The sequence below is a fragment of the Clostridium rhizosphaerae genome, from assembly GCF_016765585.1.
In the GTDB taxonomy this organism is placed as follows: Bacteria; Bacillota; Clostridia; order Clostridiales; family Clostridiaceae; genus Clostridium_AT; species Clostridium_AT rhizosphaerae.
Genome location: NZ_JAESWC010000018.1, coordinates 630657 through 647881 on the forward strand (window position 1 = coordinate 630657; position 17225 = coordinate 647881).

General features: G+C 30.0%; 17 protein-coding genes, 1 tRNA gene and 2 rRNA genes. 4 read left to right on the top strand and 16 right to left on the bottom strand.

What is annotated here, in order from left to right; all coding sequences use genetic code 11:
* Positions 1-58: 58 nt before the first annotated feature.
* From JK636_RS21820 to JK636_RS21845, 6 genes are all read right to left on the bottom strand, one after another.
* Positions 59-1384 carry a hemolysin family protein gene (locus JK636_RS21820; RefSeq protein WP_202751095.1) on the bottom strand — a complete coding sequence of 442 codons (1326 nt, stop codon included), beginning with the start codon at positions 1382-1384 and terminating at the stop codon, positions 59-61.
* A 121-nt stretch (positions 1385-1505) separates the two neighbouring features.
* Complete coding sequence (locus JK636_RS21825) at positions 1506-2825, bottom strand: sensor histidine kinase (RefSeq protein WP_202751096.1); 1320 nt, start codon at positions 2823-2825, stop codon at positions 1506-1508.
* 1 nt (position 2826) lies between these two features.
* Positions 2827-3516: a response regulator transcription factor gene (locus JK636_RS21830; RefSeq protein WP_202751097.1), complete on the bottom strand. Its 690-nt coding sequence runs from the start codon at positions 3514-3516 to the stop codon at positions 2827-2829.
* A gap of 103 nt (positions 3517-3619) precedes the next feature.
* Positions 3620-4831, bottom strand: coding sequence for an Nramp family divalent metal transporter (locus JK636_RS21835; RefSeq protein WP_202751132.1), 1212 nt, complete (start codon positions 4829-4831; stop codon positions 3620-3622).
* Between the two features lie 152 nt (positions 4832-4983).
* Positions 4984-5484 (bottom strand): D-glycero-alpha-D-manno-heptose-1,7-bisphosphate 7-phosphatase, encoded by a 501-nt coding sequence (locus tag JK636_RS21840; RefSeq protein WP_202751098.1) that lies wholly within the window; start codon positions 5482-5484, stop codon positions 4984-4986.
* 107 nt (positions 5485-5591) lie between these two features.
* On the bottom strand, positions 5592-7049 hold the full coding sequence (locus JK636_RS21845; protein ID WP_202751099.1) for an aminoacyl-histidine dipeptidase: 1458 nt from the start codon (positions 7047-7049) through the stop codon (positions 5592-5594).
* 268 nt (positions 7050-7317) lie between these two features.
* Between JK636_RS21845 and JK636_RS21850 the strand changes: the two genes are divergently transcribed.
* The gene (locus tag JK636_RS21850; protein ID WP_202751100.1) at positions 7318-8184 is read left to right on the top strand and encodes a PhzF family phenazine biosynthesis protein; all 867 of its coding nucleotides are present in this window, start codon (positions 7318-7320) and stop codon (positions 8182-8184) included.
* 66 nt (positions 8185-8250) lie between these two features.
* Positions 8251-8853 (top strand): DUF1836 domain-containing protein, encoded by a 603-nt coding sequence (locus JK636_RS21855; protein WP_202751101.1) that lies wholly within the window; start codon positions 8251-8253, stop codon positions 8851-8853.
* A 20-nt stretch (positions 8854-8873) separates the two neighbouring features.
* Here JK636_RS21855 and JK636_RS21860 read toward each other — a convergent pair whose 3' ends face one another.
* Positions 8874-9350 carry a hypothetical protein gene (locus JK636_RS21860; protein ID WP_202751102.1) on the bottom strand — a complete coding sequence of 159 codons (477 nt, stop codon included), beginning with the start codon at positions 9348-9350 and terminating at the stop codon, positions 8874-8876.
* Positions 9351-9611: 261 nt separating this feature from the next.
* Here JK636_RS21860 and JK636_RS21865 point away from each other — a divergent pair, with 261 nt between their 5' ends.
* On the top strand, positions 9612-9902 hold the full coding sequence (locus tag JK636_RS21865; protein WP_202751103.1) for a hypothetical protein: 291 nt from the start codon (positions 9612-9614) through the stop codon (positions 9900-9902).
* Between the two features lie 36 nt (positions 9903-9938).
* Here JK636_RS21865 and JK636_RS21870 read toward each other — a convergent pair whose 3' ends face one another.
* Complete coding sequence (locus JK636_RS21870; protein ID WP_202751104.1) at positions 9939-10658, bottom strand: lysophospholipid acyltransferase family protein; 720 nt, start codon at positions 10656-10658, stop codon at positions 9939-9941.
* 121 nt (positions 10659-10779) lie between these two features.
* On the opposite strand from JK636_RS21870, the gene JK636_RS21875 reads away from it, so the two are divergent.
* Positions 10780-11637 carry a ComEC/Rec2 family competence protein gene (locus tag JK636_RS21875; protein WP_202751105.1) on the top strand — a complete coding sequence of 286 codons (858 nt, stop codon included), beginning with the start codon at positions 10780-10782 and terminating at the stop codon, positions 11635-11637.
* Positions 11638-11670: 33 nt separating this feature from the next.
* On the opposite strand, the gene JK636_RS21880 is transcribed toward JK636_RS21875, so the two are convergent.
* The 8 genes from JK636_RS21880 to JK636_RS21915 form a co-directional block, all read right to left on the bottom strand.
* Complete coding sequence (locus JK636_RS21880; protein ID WP_202751106.1) at positions 11671-14121, bottom strand: ABC transporter substrate-binding protein; 2451 nt, start codon at positions 14119-14121, stop codon at positions 11671-11673.
* Between the two features lie 204 nt (positions 14122-14325).
* On the bottom strand, positions 14326-14829 hold the full coding sequence (locus tag JK636_RS21885; RefSeq protein WP_202751107.1) for a hypothetical protein: 504 nt from the start codon (positions 14827-14829) through the stop codon (positions 14326-14328).
* 5 nt (positions 14830-14834) lie between these two features.
* Positions 14835-15134 (bottom strand): hypothetical protein, encoded by a 300-nt coding sequence (locus tag JK636_RS21890; RefSeq protein ID WP_202751108.1) that lies wholly within the window; start codon positions 15132-15134, stop codon positions 14835-14837.
* Positions 15110-15652 (bottom strand): RNA polymerase sigma factor, encoded by a 543-nt coding sequence (locus tag JK636_RS21895; protein WP_202751109.1) that lies wholly within the window; start codon positions 15650-15652, stop codon positions 15110-15112. The genes JK636_RS21890 and JK636_RS21895 overlap by 25 nt, the downstream gene beginning before the upstream one ends.
* A gap of 5 nt (positions 15653-15657) precedes the next feature.
* Entirely contained in the window at positions 15658-16740 is a 1083-nt protein-coding gene (locus JK636_RS21900) for a DUF4097 family beta strand repeat-containing protein (RefSeq protein ID WP_202751110.1), read from the bottom strand.
* Between the two features lie 145 nt (positions 16741-16885).
* A 5S ribosomal RNA gene (gene rrf, locus JK636_RS21905) occupies positions 16886-17002 on the bottom strand.
* A 4-nt stretch (positions 17003-17006) separates the two neighbouring features.
* A tRNA-Asn gene (locus JK636_RS21910) sits at positions 17007-17081 on the bottom strand.
* A gap of 58 nt (positions 17082-17139) precedes the next feature.
* Positions 17140-17225, bottom strand: a 23S ribosomal RNA gene (locus JK636_RS21915); the annotation flags it as partial.

Consider the following 17225-nt stretch of genomic DNA (forward strand, 5'->3'; position numbering starts at 1 on the left):
TTCAATCATAAAATAAAGGCAATATAAAAAGGAAGTCAAATTAAGACTTCCTTATTTATCACTGCATACAAATTTTCAATAATTCTATTCTTTTTTCATTTATCTTCTCAACTTTGATAACTAAATTTTCATATTCAACTACAGGTTCTTCATTCTCCTTAGGTATGCTGCCTAAAAGATCAATAACAAATCCGCCTACAGTATCAAAATGTTCTGATGGAAGATTTATATTAAGCTTTTCGTTTATCTCGTCAATACCAACCATACCACTTACCATATAAGTTGAATTATCCATCTTCTGAATATATTCACTTGATTCATAATCCTCATCATATTCATCAAATATATTCCCCATAACCTCTTCTATTAAATCCTCTATAGTTACTACGCCTGAAAATCCACCATATTCATCTATTAAGATTGCCATATGATTTTTACTCTTTTGAAGTTCTCTAAATAATATATCAATATTTTTTGTTTCAGGAACAAAATATGCTTGTCTAAGTAAATCTCTTATACATATTTCTTCAGGCTTAGTTTTAGTTACAGCTATAAATAAATCTTTCATAAAAAGAATACCGATAATATTGTCTGTTTCTTCTTCATACACTGGTATCCTTGAATACTGCTCTTCTAAAACCTTATCAATTATTTCTTTTACTGAAGTCTCTATATCTAAAGTAAATACATTAGTTCTCGGAGTCATTATCTCTTTGGCTAAAGTGTTATCAAATTCAAATATTCCATCAATCATCTCTTTCTCTGTTTCGTTAAGAACTCCGTTTTCTTCACCCACATCAATCATCATTCTTATTTCTTCTTCTGTTACTTCCTCTTCCGCATCTTCAGCTTTTACATTAAAAATCCGCCCAAAAAAGTTAGTAGATGCTGTCAGCACTTTAACAAACGGAAGAGTTATCTTAGAAATAATCAGTATAGGCCGAGCTACAAACATAGCTATACTTTCAGAATTTTGAAGTGCTATTCTTTTAGGTAAAAGCTCTCCTAAAACTAAGGTTAAAAAAGATAGTATAATAGTAACAAGAATTAATGAAATTTCATCACTTGCTCCAGCTATAAAAGAAATTCCAATCCTACTTATAAACTTTGAAACATATTGTGAAATACCCACTGCTGCAGAAGCACTTGCCAAAAATCCCGCCAAAGTTATTCCAACTTGAATAGTTGCTAAAAACTTACTTGGCTCTTCTAAGAGTTTGATTAGTAATTTTGCTTTCTTGTTTCCTTCATTAGACATATAATTTATCTTTGTTTTATTTAGTGATATTACAGCTATTTCACTAGCTGCAAAAAATGCATTGATTAAAACTAAAACAAAAATAAAAAGAACTTGAAGCAAAATACTATCAGGCTCGCTTTCCATTAAATAAATTCCCCCTAACCAACTTTAAAAAATCATTCATTAATTACATATATAATATATTAGTAAAATTATACCACAAATTTATTTGTTTTGCTAAGCTTAAATATGACTGTATGAGCTACTATGAGCATATAGGAATTGTAAACCATATGCATAGTCCGCCTTCCTCTTTATTGAAAGCTCCTATTTCCCCCTCATGCTTATTTATAATATCCTTGCAAATTGCAAGTCCTAGTCCTATTCCTCCCTTTTCTCTAGATCTTGAACTATCAATTCTATAAAATCTATCAAATATTCTATTTATCTGTTCCTCCGGTACACCCACTCCATTATCACTTATTTGTACTAAGACTTTATTATTAGTTAACTTGCAGCTAATATCAATATTACATTTATAATCACAATACTTTAAGGAATTTTGAACAATATTCCAAAAAACTCTTTTTACTTTTACTTTATCTATATTAACTGTAATATCATTATCTATGTCATTTATATAGGTTAAAGTACTTACATCATGCTCTATCTCTTGTTTTATCTCTTCTTGTATATACTTAATGTATTCCCTAAAGCCTGTCTTCACTTTATTATACTTGCTATCTTGATTAATGTTTCCATAGTCCTCCAACTCTTCAACTATATTTTTTAAATCATTTGCTTTCCTAAATATCGTATTATAGTATTCATTTTTCTTTGCTTCTTCTACTTTATTTTCAACTAATCTTTTTGAATATCCTATAATAGATGTAAGGGGGGTTTTTATATCATGAGATATAGCCTGCACAAGCTCCTGCTGGCTATCTTCAGAATTTTTCAATCTTATCCCCATATCTTCAAAATTTCTGCACAAAAGTCCAAATTCATCCTCACTGTAGTACGGTATTTTAATTATTGTATTTCCATAATTCATATTATTAATTGCCTTGCTTAACTTTTTTAAAGGATTAGCTAAAATTCTATATACAAGGTAAAGTGTCAGCGCACCAAAAGTAAAAATTACTACAGTTATTACTATTCTTACTCGCTTCTGCCCTAAACTTCCATCTATATTATTAATTTTAGCCGGAAAATATCCATATACTATATAGCTTAATTTTCCTGATGCTTTTACATAGCCCTGCTCCATGATAATATTATCCTGTTTTACAGAACTTGAAGTAGAAAAAATTAATTCTCCCTCTGTATTTTTTACCTCAAAACTTACATTATACTTTTTAGAATAAGTATTCAAGGTTTTTTCAGCTCTTTCAGGTTTAACAGGGTATTTCTGAACTGCATCTATAGCTTCCTGCAAAATTACCTGTCTTTTATTTTCTTGCTGATTTATTTCTGCAATAATACGTTTTACAACAACCTGTCTATAAAACGCTCCAATTAAAATTATTTGAATTATAAAGCTTATTAATAATATAGCCGTAATTTTTTGATAAATACTTTTCATATTATTCACCTACAAATTTATACCCTACACCCCAAATTGTCTTAATATACTTTCCTTCCTTATCTACCTTTTCTCTAAGCTTTTTTATATGAACAGTTACTGTGTTAATATCTCCATAATCATCATATCCCCATACCCCATCATATATTTGCTCTCTAGTCAATACTCTATTGGGGTTTTCCATTATGTAGCATAATATCTGGAACTCTCTTGTTGATAAATCCACTTTTTTCTCATCTACTATTGCTTCAAAGGAATTTTTATTTATTTGAATACCATCATATTTTATCACTTCGGTATTTTTTGAATTTGCCGTAAGTATTCTTTCCTGTCTTCTCAAATGAGCTTTTATTCTTGAAACTAATTCATTGTCATCAAAAGGCTTTGTAATGTAATCGTCTGCTCCAAGCTCAAAACCTATCACCTTATCTACACTTTTATTTTTGGCACTTAAAAATATTATTGGAATATCAACATCATCTCTAATTTTTTTACATATTTGGAGCCCATCAACATCAGGAAGCATAATGTCCAATATTATAAGATTATAAATATTATTTTTTATTCTCCTTAATGCTGTTAACCCATCACTAGCATTCTCTACAGCAAAACCTTCATCAGTTAATATATCGGTCACTAAATTAACTATGTCTTTGTCATCATCAACTATGAGTATTTTATACTTTTCCATAGTATTCCTCCAACCTTTAATCAAAAATAAATTGCATTATATATATTTAATTATATCCTAAATTTATGTGCAAACAATAACTAGGCATAACAAAATAAGCTACCTATATTAAGTAGCTTATTAGTAATGCAATATTTAACACTGTAACTATAATTCCAATAACCCACAGTGCAATGTTATCAACTATGCTGTTTGCATACTTACCCATAACCTTCTTTGAAGAAGTAAGATATATTTGGAGAAATATTGTAAACGGCAGCTGTATGCTTAAAAGCATTTGTGAAACAACAAGTCCATTAAATGGATCTTTTATAAAAAATATTACAATAGCAGCTACTATTAAAGTTAAACCTACTCCAAGCTTTGTGTGGTTGTCTCTTATATCATATGGCTCTCCATAAAGTCCTGCGAAGATAGATCCTCCTGCCATGCCTGCAGTTACGCTTGAAGATAAACCTGAAAACAAAAGTGCTAAAGCAAATACTATAGAAGCTGTATTTCCAAGAAGAGGCTTGAGCATACTTTGAGCTTGATCTAATGCGGTAACATGAATTCCGTGAGTAAAAAATGTTGCTGCTGCAATTAATATCATAGCACTATTTATTGCCCACCCAATTATCATAGATAAAAGTGTATCTGCAAATTCATACTTTAACTGCTTATTAATAATTTCCTCATTTTCTAAATTCCACTGCCTGCTCTGTATTATCTCTGAATGAAGATACAGATTATGAGGCATTACTACTGCACCTAATACACTCATTATTATAGGAAGAGAACCTTTAGGTATAGTTGGCTTAACCCAGCTTACTATAGCTTCGTTCCATGGAATATGAACTAATGTAAGCTCAAAAATAAATGAAAGACCGATAATTGAAACAAAGCCTATTATCCATTTCTCTAGCTTTTTATATGAGTTTGCATAGAGCATCCATATTACAACTGCAGTTGATATTACAGCTCCAATTTTTAAAGGCAATCCAAAAATCATATTTAAAGCTATGGAGGCTCCAAGTATCTCTGCCATGGCTGTAGATACAGCTGCAAGCATAGCTGATATTAGTGTTATTCTTGACACTCTTTTATTTAGATGTATTGTAGCTGCTTCTGATAGACAAAGTCCTGAAGCAATTCCTAAATGAGCTGCATTATGCTGAAGTACTATAAGCATAATAGTAGATAGTGTAACCATCCATAAAAGCTTATATCCGTAATCTCCTCCAGCAGAAACATTTGAAGCCCAATTACCAGGATCAATAAACCCTACCGTAACCAAAAGTCCAGGTCCTATATACTTTATAAAGTCTAAAGCCATAAGCTGCGGCTTATGTTCACCGTCAAAGTGTTTTTTAATATTAAATAATTCAAGTCCTTTCTTTATCAAATTATCCCCCCCTGTACTGTTTATCAAACTTAATCCACTTTATATTATACTACATTATTTATAACTTGGATAATAATTCTTACTTAAGATAGTATTTTTTTAATAACCTCATATAAATTTTTCCCATTAATATCTGCCTCTGAATTTATCTTTCCTATTTTAGCAGTTTTACATCCTGCTGCTATACCTGCTTGAATATCTGTATCCATATCACCAATCATCCAACTGTTTGCTAAATTTATATCATATTTCTTAGCCAAATTCAAAATCATTCCAGGTTTTGGCTTTCTGCATTTTGAGTTTTTATAATAGTCTGGGCAATATGATATTTCTTTAAAAGTACAGTATTCTCTTAAGTCATCTTCAAGCTTTCTATGAATTTTATCCAAAGCCTCTGGAGTTAAATGCCCAAGTTCTATACCTCCTTGGTTAGTAACTATAAATAAATCATAGCCTTGCTTTTGAATCATACTTAATGCTTCTCCAACCCCTTCATAAATAATTAAATCTTCTGGTACATTTACTGGTTTACTAGAATTATCATTAATAACACCATCTCTATCTAAAAAAATTGCCTTATTCAACTTAGCACCACCCTTACGATTATTATAGTATTAGCTTTTTCTTAAAAGCTTAAATTATTACATCAAAAAACCCCTGTGCAATAACACAGGGGTAAAATTTTATTAATTTATTTCATTTCTTTAAGAACTTCGACAAGATAATCCCACATTCTTTGAGTTGAAGATATACTCATATGCTCTTCTGGTGTATGAACATCATAAAGATTTGGTCCAAAGGATATCATATCAATCTCTCCGAATTTTTCTTTAAATAATCCACACTCAACCCCAGCATGTATAGCAACTATTTCTGGATCTATTCCATTAATATCCTTATATACTTTTTCAAATATCTTTCTAAGCTTTGATTCAGCATTGTACTGCCAGTCAGGATAATCTGATTGTGTAGAGAATTTAGCTCCCATTGCTTCTGCAATTACTTTTGTCTGATCAACTGCATCATATTTTAAACTCTTAACTGAGCTTCTTGTAGCACTATCATAGTGTACTTCATTCTCAAATGTTGTTACAACACCAAGATTTGTAGAACTTTGTACCAAGTCTTTTATTTCCATGCTCATTGTCTGAATTCCACTTGGATAAACAAAGAGTAGTTCAACTGCCTTCTTTGTAGTATCTTTAGAGAATATCTTTTCAAACTTGCTGTTTAAAGCTTCAATTTGTACTTTTACATCCGCATCAGAAACTTTAAATTCGTTCTTAAATACCTTGTTCCATTCTTCTACTTTAGCTTTTACTGCTTCAATTTTAGTGTTATCAAGAGCTATTACAGCATCTGCTTCACGTGGAATTGCGTTATTCTTTGCTCCACCGTTTAAGGAAACTAATTGAAAATCTATTGTACTAAGAACATCATGAAGAACACGTCCCATAAGTTTATTAGCGTTTCCTCTTCCCTTATGTATTTCCATACCTGAGTGTCCGCCCTTAAGACCTCTTATTCTTATTACAGCATAAGTTTCATTTTGCTTTGAGCTCTCCCAGTTTATGCCAAGAGCTGAAGTAGTTCTTACACCTCCAGCACAGCTAACCAATAGCTTTCCTTCCTCTTCTGAATCTATGTTAATTAACATTCTTCCGTTTAAATGTTCTGGATTTAATGCCATTGCGCCGCTCATTCCTGTTTCTTCATCAGTAGTCACCAAAACCTCAACTGGAGGATGTGCAATATCCTTTGATGCAAGAAGTGCCATCGCATAAGCTATAGCTATACCATTATCTGCACCAAGAGTTGTACCAGTAGCATAAATCATATCCCCTTCAATTCTAAGCTTTAGAGGATCTTTATCAAAATCATGCTCTGTTCCTTGGTTTTTTTCATTTACCATGTCCATATGTCCTTGAAGTATAACAGTTGGAGCATTTTCATATCCTGAAGTTCCAGGCTTCTTAATGATAACGTTTAAAGCTTCGTCCTGAATAACCTCTAAATTGTGCTCCTTGGCGAAAGCTACTAAATAATCACTTATTCCTTTTTCATTTCCTGAGCCTCTTGGTATTCTTGTAATCTCCTCGAAATATTTAAAAACGTCATTTGGTTTTAGATCTTTTAAAACATTACTCATAAAATAAACCATCCTTTCATATTTGCCCCTAGTCTTATTTCAACATAAAGAAGCTTAAAAATCAAGTCTGCAATTTAAAATAATAAAATAAACTTCTAAAAAATATTGTATGTTTGTTACATTAAACATATTCTTATAACTTCAATTTATATTATAATAAATACAAATTGATTATTTTGAAGTTAAAGGTCTAGGTAACCTTATATGGGTAGTTTACGTGCTGAAACAATCACATTAAACCCTCCAGTGCTTCAATGAAGGAGAAATTATGGATTTCTATATTGTAGATGCTTTTACTGACAAACCTTTTGGCGGCAATACTGCCGGCGTTGTTTTATATAATAACTGTGATGAGGAATTAATGCAGAAAGTAGCTTCTGAACTTAAATTTTCAGAAACTGCTTTTATAAAACAATTATCTGCAGATACATTTTACATACGATATTTTACACCTAACTCTGAAATTGCTTTATGCGGTCACGCCACCATAGCCAGTTTTCATGTACTCAAATATTTAAATCTAGTACATAACAATAAAATTTATATTTTAAAAACAAACTCTGAGTTTTTATCTGTAGAGATACAAAATGATAATATTTTTATGGAAACCAGCATACCAAAATCAGGAGTCTGTTTAGAAAATGCATCAATTACAGCGCTAGCTAAAGCTATGGGAATAGAAAACCATGATATAGGAGATCTTGACTTTTATTTAAAGCCTGAAATAATATCAACTGGACTTTATGATATAATGCTTCCAGTAAAAACATCACATATCTTAAACAGTATGAAACCTGACTTTAAGGCTTTAGAACACTTATCTAAAATCCTTGAAGTTGTTGGAGTTCATGCCTTTACAATAAACAGTTCAGAATATACTGCAAACTGCAGGAATTTTGCTCCACTATATCTGATTAATGAAGAGTGTGCTACAGGTACTTCAAATGCCTCTCTTACTTATTATCTATACAAAAATAATGTTATTAAGGATTTTAATAGAAAATATATTTTCAGACAAGGTGAAGCTATGAATAGGCCATCAAATATATTAACAAAACTTATAGTCAGTAATAATATACAAATATTAGTTGGCGGTACAGCTTCTATTATTTCAAAGGGTCAGCTGCTTTTATAATATTATAACTTGTCAGTTATAGTAATTAACATTATAATGATTGTAGCGAAGTTTCGGAGAGTGATTATGTTGAAAGAAGATAATGAGAAAATGTTTAAATTAATAGAAGAAGTTTCGAATTATGAAGATATTAAGATTTCTGATATACCTTGTGTTGACCTTTACATGGATCAAGTTACGACTTTTTTTGATGAAAAACTTAAAAATCTAAAAAGAGACAATGATGAAAAAATACTAACTAAAACTATGATAAATAATTATGCTAAAGCAAAACTTTTGCTACCTGTGAAAGGAAAAAAATACTCAAAAGATCAGATGGTGCTTCTTGCACTTATTTACAACTTAAAACAAACTCTTTCAATAAATGATACTGGTTTAGTTCTAGCCCCAATAATAAAAAAGCTTTCTTCCTCAAAGGAAAGCCAAATATTAGAAGAAATTTATAATACTTTTTTAGATATAAATAAAGTTCAAATGGAAGAGTTCAATCAATGGTTTAAAAATAAAATTGAACTTGTAAATAAAAAGTCTTTGGAAATAGAATCAAACGATGAAGACTTAGTTCAGCATATACTTACAGTCTTAATGCTTACAAGCTCAGCAAATATGCAAAAGAGAATGGCAGAAAAAATAATAGATGATTATTTTAAACAAGTAAAAGAAGAGTAGATATCTTCTTAAAAAGATATCTACTCTTCTTTTTTGAAGAATCTTATCTGTATTTTAACTATCTTATTTGTAGCTCTAATAACGACAATGCTGCAGTTGAAACCTCTTTTGAATATGTCGTCAAGTAGTTCAGTAATATCTTTTTCCAAGCTTCCATAATCAATATTATTCTTATCTTTTAAAAAATACTTGCCAGACTTTTTATAAATATATAGGTTATCCCATTCCTTGATATTAAAATTTGTATTTTCTATATTAGAAATAAGACCTCTATTTACAGCTATATTTAATAAGTTATTGTACTGACTATTAAGCTGGCTGTTTTCATAAGTCAGCTTCTCTAAACTGATTTCATTCTTCTGTTGTTTTAATTTTTCTTCTTCAATATCTTCTAAAAGCTTTAGCTTTAAATCTTCCAATCTCTTAATTTCTTTTTCCTTATTCTTAACATAGTATTTGTTTAAGAACTTGAAATTGAAAAAATCATTATTTTTCATACTATCAACTCGCTTATTAAAATTTTGATATAATAATTTTAAGCTATTATACGATTATATATAGTATAATAGTTTTTACTAATAGATGATTAATAACCAGCACTTACTACAATTTCTTGATATATATTATAATAAACATCTTAATATAGACAAACAACTTCAACTATAAATTTATACAGCGTAAAAGGTGGTGAAGCTTAACTATCTTTCCTCTGTATAAATTAAGTTTTTGTATTGTTTATCTATAGATTGGAGTGTATTATGGACGAATTTAAAGCTGCACTTAATTATATTTTTAAGAAAATAAAATTGTATATATTTAAATTTTACAATAGGTTATCATTTATATTCAATAAGCAAATTACACTGCAGAAAATATATGAGCCTATCATTACAGATAAGCATAAAAAAGCTGAAGAACTTAAAAGCATACTAACTTATATAAAGAAAGAAAATGAAGCTACAAATAAAAAGCTTTTAAATTTATCAAAAGAAAACATCATTTTAAAGTCTAAAATATGTCTACTTCAAGATTTGCTGTTAAAGAAATAGGATATTCCATAAAATAATTTTACGGAATATCCTATTTTATATTATATTATCTAAATTTTCTTGAATTATAGCCTTAATATTTTCCGACAAATTACTTTGTTCTTCCTTGGTAAGCCCTTTTGTTTCAATAGGTTTTGAAAATATAATATCTACTTTAGAAGCCTTAACTTTCTTTCCATTTTGCGCTTCAAAAATCTCATAGGTATTATTTATAGTAACTGGTACTATAGCTACTCCGGCTTTAGTTGCAAGCTTCATTGCACCTTTTTTAAACTCACCCATGTCAGGACCCTTACTTCTTGTACCTTCAGGATAAATTACCATTGAATATCCTTTCTTTAAATTCTCTACGCCTTGTATTATTGACCTAACAGAATCCCTTGGATCCTCTCTGTCCATAAATACGCAGTGAATTTGTTTCATCCAATAGTTAACCCCTGGAAGCTTCATAAGTTCCTTTTTAGCAATAAAACCTATAGGCTTATTAACATATCCAAGCATCGCTAATATATCATAATTTGCCTGATGATTTCCTACAAAAACACAGCTTCCTTCTGGAATATTTTCTTCACCAATTAACTTAACAGTAGACCCTGTTACATCTACTAAGCTTTTTGCCAAACTTTTAACTTCTTTAAACGCATAATTATCTATTTCTTCTTGAGTCATATTTTTCTTCAAAATTTCAAACTTAACTTTTTTAATATATAATTTTATTAAAAAATAAATTCCATAAAAAACCCATAAATACGGCATAACTTGTGATGTCCTCCTATAATATTAATTTTACATACTTATTATACAAATTACCCTTATTTATTGCAAGTAAATAGCGTATATGGTAGTATGTATAAATGTGATAAGGAGTTGATAAATAATGCTTTGTTTTAAAAAACCACTTAAAATACTATCCATTATCTTAGTGTTTGCATTATTTTTTGCCGGCTGTCAAACTGTTAACTCCAGCGAAACCATTAATTCAAAAAATGCAGATAAGCTAATTATACATTATATCGATGTTGGGCAGGCTGACAGTATATTAGTCCAAGTAAATAGTAAAAATCTTCTTATAGATGCCGGAAATAATGATGATAAAGATAAAATAATATCCTATCTTCAAAAACAAGGTGTTAAAACCTTAGATTATGTAGTTGCTACACATCCACATGAAGACCATATTGGCAGCATGAGTGCTGTTATTAAGAAGTTTTCTATAGGTGACTTTTATGCGCCAAAAGTAACAAATACTACTAAAACTTTTGAAAATATGATTACAGCACTTAATGGAAAAAAAGTAAAAATTGCAAAAGCTGGTGTAGAGCTCAATTTAGGTGAAAATGTGAAATGTGAAATGCTTGCACCTAACAGCAACAAATACGAAGATTTAAATAATTATTCTGCTGTAATTAAAATAACTTATGGCAATAATAAATTTCTATTCATGGGAGATGCAGAAAAGCTTAGCGAGAATGAAATTTTAAGCAAGAACTTTGATATATCTAGTGATGTGATAAAAATAGGGCATCATGGGAGCAGTTCTTCTTCCAGTAAAGCATTTCTTGATAAAGTATCACCCAAAATAGCTGTTATAAGCTGTGGACGAAATAATGATTACGGCCATCCTCATAAAGAGACCCTGTCAGAATTAAAAAGCAGGAAGATAACAACCTATAGAACAGATATAGATGGAAGTATTATACTTATTTCTAATGGAAAAGAAATTAGCAAGCAATAAAACAAAGCTCAGCAAAATTTGCTGAGCTTTGTTTTATTCTTTCCAAATATCTGAAAAACTTATAATATTAAGCGGATGTACCTTTAAACCTTTTACCTTCTCATTATATGCATAAGAAACACATATATTTGATAATGGTATCCACGCTGAATCCTCCATAATTATGTTTTCTAAATTACATAATATTTCTTTATACTTATATGGATTTCTAGTCTTTTTTGCTTCATCTACCAACTCGAGAAGTTTAGGATTATTATATCTGCTTCTATTAGAAGAATTATTTATGTCTATAAGAGGCTCTATAAAGTTATCAGCTGTACCTGAATCTCCAAGCCATCCATAGGTAAATAAATCACTTTTCTTAAATGATTCTTCATCATAATACTTATCACCATTTACTTCTAAAATCTTTAGTTCTATTCCTATTTCTCTTAAGTTTTCTTTTAAAATTTGTGCTAGTCTAGAATGAAAAGTTGAATTCCCTCCATTGGCCGCAATTTGCAAGGTTAATGATCCAGAATTTATTCCGCTTCTTTTCATTAGTTCTTTAGCCTTACTTATATTTCGATTATATGTCATTAAATTATTATTACTTAAAATGCTGTTTGGGAATGCCCCCTCACATATTACCTCAAATCCTCCCAAAGCTTCTTGTATAACTTTCTCTTTATCAATACAATAATTTAAAGCTTGTCTAGCTTCTTTGCTTTTGATTATTGGATTATTACTTCTATAATTAAAAGCAATAAATCTTATTCCAATACATTCTGCTAAATCAATATTATATCCTTTCTCTCTTATTTTACTTGCATTAGAAGCATTCGCAGTAATATAGTCAAGCTCTCCACTTACAAAACTTTCAAAGGAATCTTCAATATCACAAAAAACTCTTATATTATCAATTAATGCTTCACCTAAAGCATACCCTTCGAATTTTTCCAAAACAATCTCTTTTTTCTGTTTATCAAAACTTACAAACTTATATGGTCCTGCTCCAATAGGTTTTATTTCTACATTGTCAAACTCTTCCTTTGGAAGTATTGCACAAGAACAATGAGCTAAATTATTAATAAATGAGCTGTATGGAAATTCAAGAATAATTTTAAGACTATAATCACCATTTATTTTAATACCTGAAACTTCATTTGCTATTCCGTTATAAAAATCTTCTGCACCTTTAACCATAGATAAAAACCATCTGTTAGGAGAATTATGTTTTCTGCTTAGAAGCCTTTCATAACTGTATTTAATATCACTTGCGGTTATATTTCTTCCGTTATGGAACTTCATATTTTTTCTCAAATTAAAACTCCAAGTTACATTATCACTTTCAATATGCCAAGTCTTTGCTATAGCACTTACAACCTCTGTCCCAGGACCAAACTGAACTAATCCTAAATTAATCGGTGTTAAAATATTTGAATCATTAATTTGAGTAGCCATAGATGGATCTAATGTCCTAAGAGTTGACGCTGTCATCTTAAATTCTGTTTTAGCTGTAGACTTATCTATATTATCTATTGCAGACAGTTGATTTAAATTTGAAATAGTCCCTTTTAAATTGTTTAATGCAGCTTTTTGTCTATCTGCATTCACAGAAATATTTTCATTAAATGACTTTACCTTTTCTGATACCTGCACCATTTCATCAATAACAGAAATTAGATATTGATTTTTATCAGCCTGATCCCTCACAGCATTACTTATTTGAGAAGAAATATCCTTAGTTCTTTCAACTGATTGCATCATATCATTTATGGCTTGGCCAGCATTTTCTGCAATAGAAGTACTCTCAAGAACCTTTTCTGTTCCATTTATAATTATATTTAAAGTTTCCTCAGTAACTTTAGTGATATCAGAAACTATACTGTCTATTTCGTCCGCAGATTTGGAACTGTTTTCTGCAAGTTTTTTAACTTCTCCTGCAACGACAGCGAAACCTTTTCCTGCCTCTCCTGCCCTAGCAGCTTCAATATTCGCATTTAACGAAAGCAGATGAGTTGTTTTTGCTATGCCTTTAATAGTATCTAGTATACCTTTTATTTTGTTAGATTTATCAGAAAGCTCTAAAATTGTACCCTTCATATTTTCAACTGTATTTTGTACATTCTCTATACTTGTTATTACATTATTAACAGACACTTGTCCATTTTTTGCTTTTTCTAATGTATCCTCTATAACCTTCATAGTTTCATCAACTCCAGCATTAACCTCTTCTGAAAAGGCTCCAACCTCTGATGAAACATTTACTGTCTTCATAATATGATCACTATGCTTTTCCATTTCAATATTAATATCAGCAACAGACTTTAATAGTATTTCCGTAACTTCTAGCGCTTCTTCAGCTTCATTCGAAACTCTTTTAGCAATTAAATTCTGATAAACTTGCTTATTTACATTACTTGATTCTTTTGTATCCCTTATTTCCTGAGTAAAAGTTATTAATTCTTCTGTATTACCTTCCTTTTTCCTGCTAAAAAGCATTCCTAATTCCCCCTAATTTCTATTTTCTCATAATTTATGTATAAAATTTATCAATATATTTTATAAAACAACAAATTTAATTCCTATATCCTATATAATATCATATTTTCTAACAATTCACTATATAAACACAAATGTATTAATAAGATAATTATAGTAAAAAGGCTAAAGTAAGAATAATTTAAATTCCACTTTAGCCTTTCTCTAACGCTGTGATTTGTTTCTAAATAATAAATAAATACCAACTAATATAAATACAAGCGGTATCAAATACATACTCATATAAGATTTTATTAAATTATAAAGTCCAAAACTTCTCAGAACTCTATTAGTCAATGCTAATGCTCCTAATGCAACTAATGTCCATCCAACAATAATCCATACATTCTTTTTAATTCCTTCTGTATTATAGCTATTATTAAATGATGAATTTGCATTTAGCTTTCTAAATATAAAATCTTCATCCTGTATAACCTCACCATTATCTAATCTTTTTGCTGTATTAATTGTATCAAAGAATACATAAAGCCAAATAGGTATTTTGACTAAGCCTGTTAAAAACCCTAAACCTACAATTGAAAATAAAGGATCTATAAGCATAAATATTGCCAGAGTCTCTACACCTTTAATTACAAGTCCTAAATACATATACCCTACACCTGGAAATAAAGCTAGTAGATACGTTAAAAAATTATTTCTTCTATTCATTTTATTCACTCTCCCATTATGATTCTTTGCACATCATTTTTGTAATTATAGTCCATTGTAAGCACCTGGCTGATAACCTTATATTTAAAATCTGCAATTTTGAATTGTATATCAGAAGTATACAGCACCATAGCGATTACCCCTGAAAGTATTAAGCTTACTGCTATAGGTTTTATATTCTCTCTTTTTGTAAAACTATTCTTATGAAGCTTTTCAATCAATCTTTGATTATAGTCGCTGCTTGGCTCAAATTTATTAAAGGTTCCAAATATGGCTTCATCTATACTGTCTCGTTTTTCCTGCATAGCACATATCCCTCCTTTTCAAATTCTATTTTTAGTTTTTGCTTAGCCCTATATATTCTTCCTTCTACGGCTTTTTCTGAAATATTTAGTATACTTCCTATTTCTTTTTGTGTTAAACCTATATAGTAATACAATACAATAACCTTCTTCATTTCTTCAGGGAGATTTATAATACACTGCCTTATATAGCTTTTATCATCTAGGTCTTCGTCTTTATATGTCTGCATATTCCAAAGTCCTGATAAAAAACCTTTAATACTTCTTTTTCTTTTATAATCCATACACTTAGATAAACTTATACGATATATATAAGTTGAAATGGAGCAATCTCCCCTAAAATTTCTAATACTATTATATAAACTTAAAAAAACCTCCTGAGATAAATCTTCTGCTTCGCTATAATCTCTTGTATAGGTATAACAAAGTGAGATAACCTTTCTTTTAAATCTATTAACTATTTCTAAAAAGCACTGTTCATCCTTGCTTTTCAAACCATCTATTAATTCAAATTCATCCAATACTATCACTCCTGATTTCTTACAGTAACAGCTCCATTATCAATTTGCATTTTAACTTTATTTTCACCAGTTCCCATAGTTTCCTTAACTGAAGAATTTATCCTCTTAGTTCCGTTTATATCCACTGCTCCACGATTAATATCTACAGTTAAATCAATGTTTTTATCTTCCGTATTAAATTTTATTGTACCTATATTCAAGCTTATATCTATATTTCTGGAAAGCTTATTATTTATATTTACAAGTCCATTATTAGACTTTACGCCAATATTCTCAATAGCTCCATCTAAATTTATACTTCCATTGTTGCTTTTTATATCAACATCTTTTATATCTCTTACCTTAACACTTCCATTATTAAAATCGAGTTTAAGGCTTTTACCCTGAATCAAATCAACACTTCCATTTTGGGCCTTGATATCATAGGCTAAATCCTTTATTTCATCTTCACTCTTAATCCTAATATTATCACTATTCACTTTTACATTATATCCTTCAGGAATATATAAATATATTTCCGACTTTTTAATATAGCTCTCCCTCATATCTATTGTATATCCCTCATTGCTCTTATTTGAATTAATATTATACTTATTGTTATTATAGTTTTTATCTACATATATATTAGCCTCAATTTTTATATTTGCGTCTGAAGACTTTCTAAGTCTTATGTCTCCATTGTTAACTAATAAATTTATTGTTTTTAATCCTGATTGTAAATCTACTTCGGAATTTATAACTTTATAATTATTTTCATTTATACTGTTAAAAAAATCTATGCTGTCATTTACTTTTACATTGTTTCCAAGCCAATTAATTCCACTGCCAATTTTACTGCCAACAAATTGCACCCCATTAATCCCTATGAACAAAAATAGAACAACTATAACAAGAAAATTAAAACCAATTTTTTGCTCTGAGTTCCTTGTTCCAAAATAAACTAAAATCTCAATTCCTAAAAATACAATTAAAATAGGCCACCATTTGAATAATTCCTCTGCTAGTGTACTATTGGTATTTTTAAATACCATCCATACTCCCAAATAAATAAAGCCAAGTGCGGCTGTAATTGTACCAAGCTTCTTCACTACTATCCCTCCATTAATATGTTTTCTTTTCAATTATTTAGACGAAATACATATTAATAATCCCATGATAATCTTTAAATAAACTTTTATATCGTTATATTCTACAAAATAAAAGCACTAAGTGATTATCACTTAGTGCTTTTTAACCTGGCAACGTTCTACTCTTCCACTCAGTCTCCCGAGCAGTACCATCGACCCTGCAGCGCTTAACCTTCGTGTTCGGAATGGGAACGGGTGTAACCACTGCGGCATTATTACCAGATATATGGCTCCGTGGAGAGGACTCGAACCTCCAACCCTTCGGTTAACAGCCGAATGCTCCGCCATTGAGCTACCACGGAATACTTATGTATAAAAGAATATTAATTATTCTTTCAAAATTGCACAGATTAAATTAATTTGGTCAAGCCCTCGACCTATTAGTATCAGTCAGCTAAACATGTTACCATGCTTACACCTCTGACCTATCAACCTTGTGTTCTTCA

Excerpts from the sequence above, each read along its gene's own strand:
- JK636_RS21835 (WP_202751132.1), bottom strand. The coding sequence starts at position 4,831 with ATGGCTTTAGACTTTATAAAGTATATAGGACCTGGACTTTTGGTTACG.
- JK636_RS21870 (WP_202751104.1), bottom strand. The coding sequence starts at position 10,658 with ATGCCGTATTTATGGGTTTTTTATGGAATTTATTTTTTAATAAAATTA.
- JK636_RS21850 (WP_202751100.1), top strand. The coding sequence starts at position 7,318 with ATGGATTTCTATATTGTAGATGCTTTTACTGACAAACCTTTTGGCGGC.
- JK636_RS21885 (WP_202751107.1), bottom strand. The coding sequence starts at position 14,829 with ATGAATAGAAGAAATAATTTTTTAACGTATCTACTAGCTTTATTTCCA.
- JK636_RS21855 (WP_202751101.1), top strand. The coding sequence starts at position 8,251 with ATGTTGAAAGAAGATAATGAGAAAATGTTTAAATTAATAGAAGAAGTT.
- JK636_RS21845 (WP_202751099.1), bottom strand. The coding sequence starts at position 7,049 with ATGAGTAATGTTTTAAAAGATCTAAAACCAAATGACGTTTTTAAATAT.
- JK636_RS21830 (WP_202751097.1), bottom strand. The coding sequence starts at position 3,516 with ATGGAAAAGTATAAAATACTCATAGTTGATGATGACAAAGACATAGTT.
- JK636_RS21820 (WP_202751095.1), bottom strand. The coding sequence starts at position 1,384 with ATGGAAAGCGAGCCTGATAGTATTTTGCTTCAAGTTCTTTTTATTTTT.
- JK636_RS21875 (WP_202751105.1), top strand. The coding sequence starts at position 10,780 with ATGCTTTGTTTTAAAAAACCACTTAAAATACTATCCATTATCTTAGTG.
- JK636_RS21865 (WP_202751103.1), top strand. The coding sequence starts at position 9,612 with ATGGACGAATTTAAAGCTGCACTTAATTATATTTTTAAGAAAATAAAA.
- JK636_RS21860 (WP_202751102.1), bottom strand. The coding sequence starts at position 9,350 with ATGAAAAATAATGATTTTTTCAATTTCAAGTTCTTAAACAAATACTAT.
- JK636_RS21880 (WP_202751106.1), bottom strand. The coding sequence starts at position 14,121 with ATGCTTTTTAGCAGGAAAAAGGAAGGTAATACAGAAGAATTAATAACT.
- JK636_RS21890 (WP_202751108.1), bottom strand. The coding sequence starts at position 15,134 with ATGCAGGAAAAACGAGACAGTATAGATGAAGCCATATTTGGAACCTTT.
- JK636_RS21825 (WP_202751096.1), bottom strand. The coding sequence starts at position 2,825 with ATGAAAAGTATTTATCAAAAAATTACGGCTATATTATTAATAAGCTTT.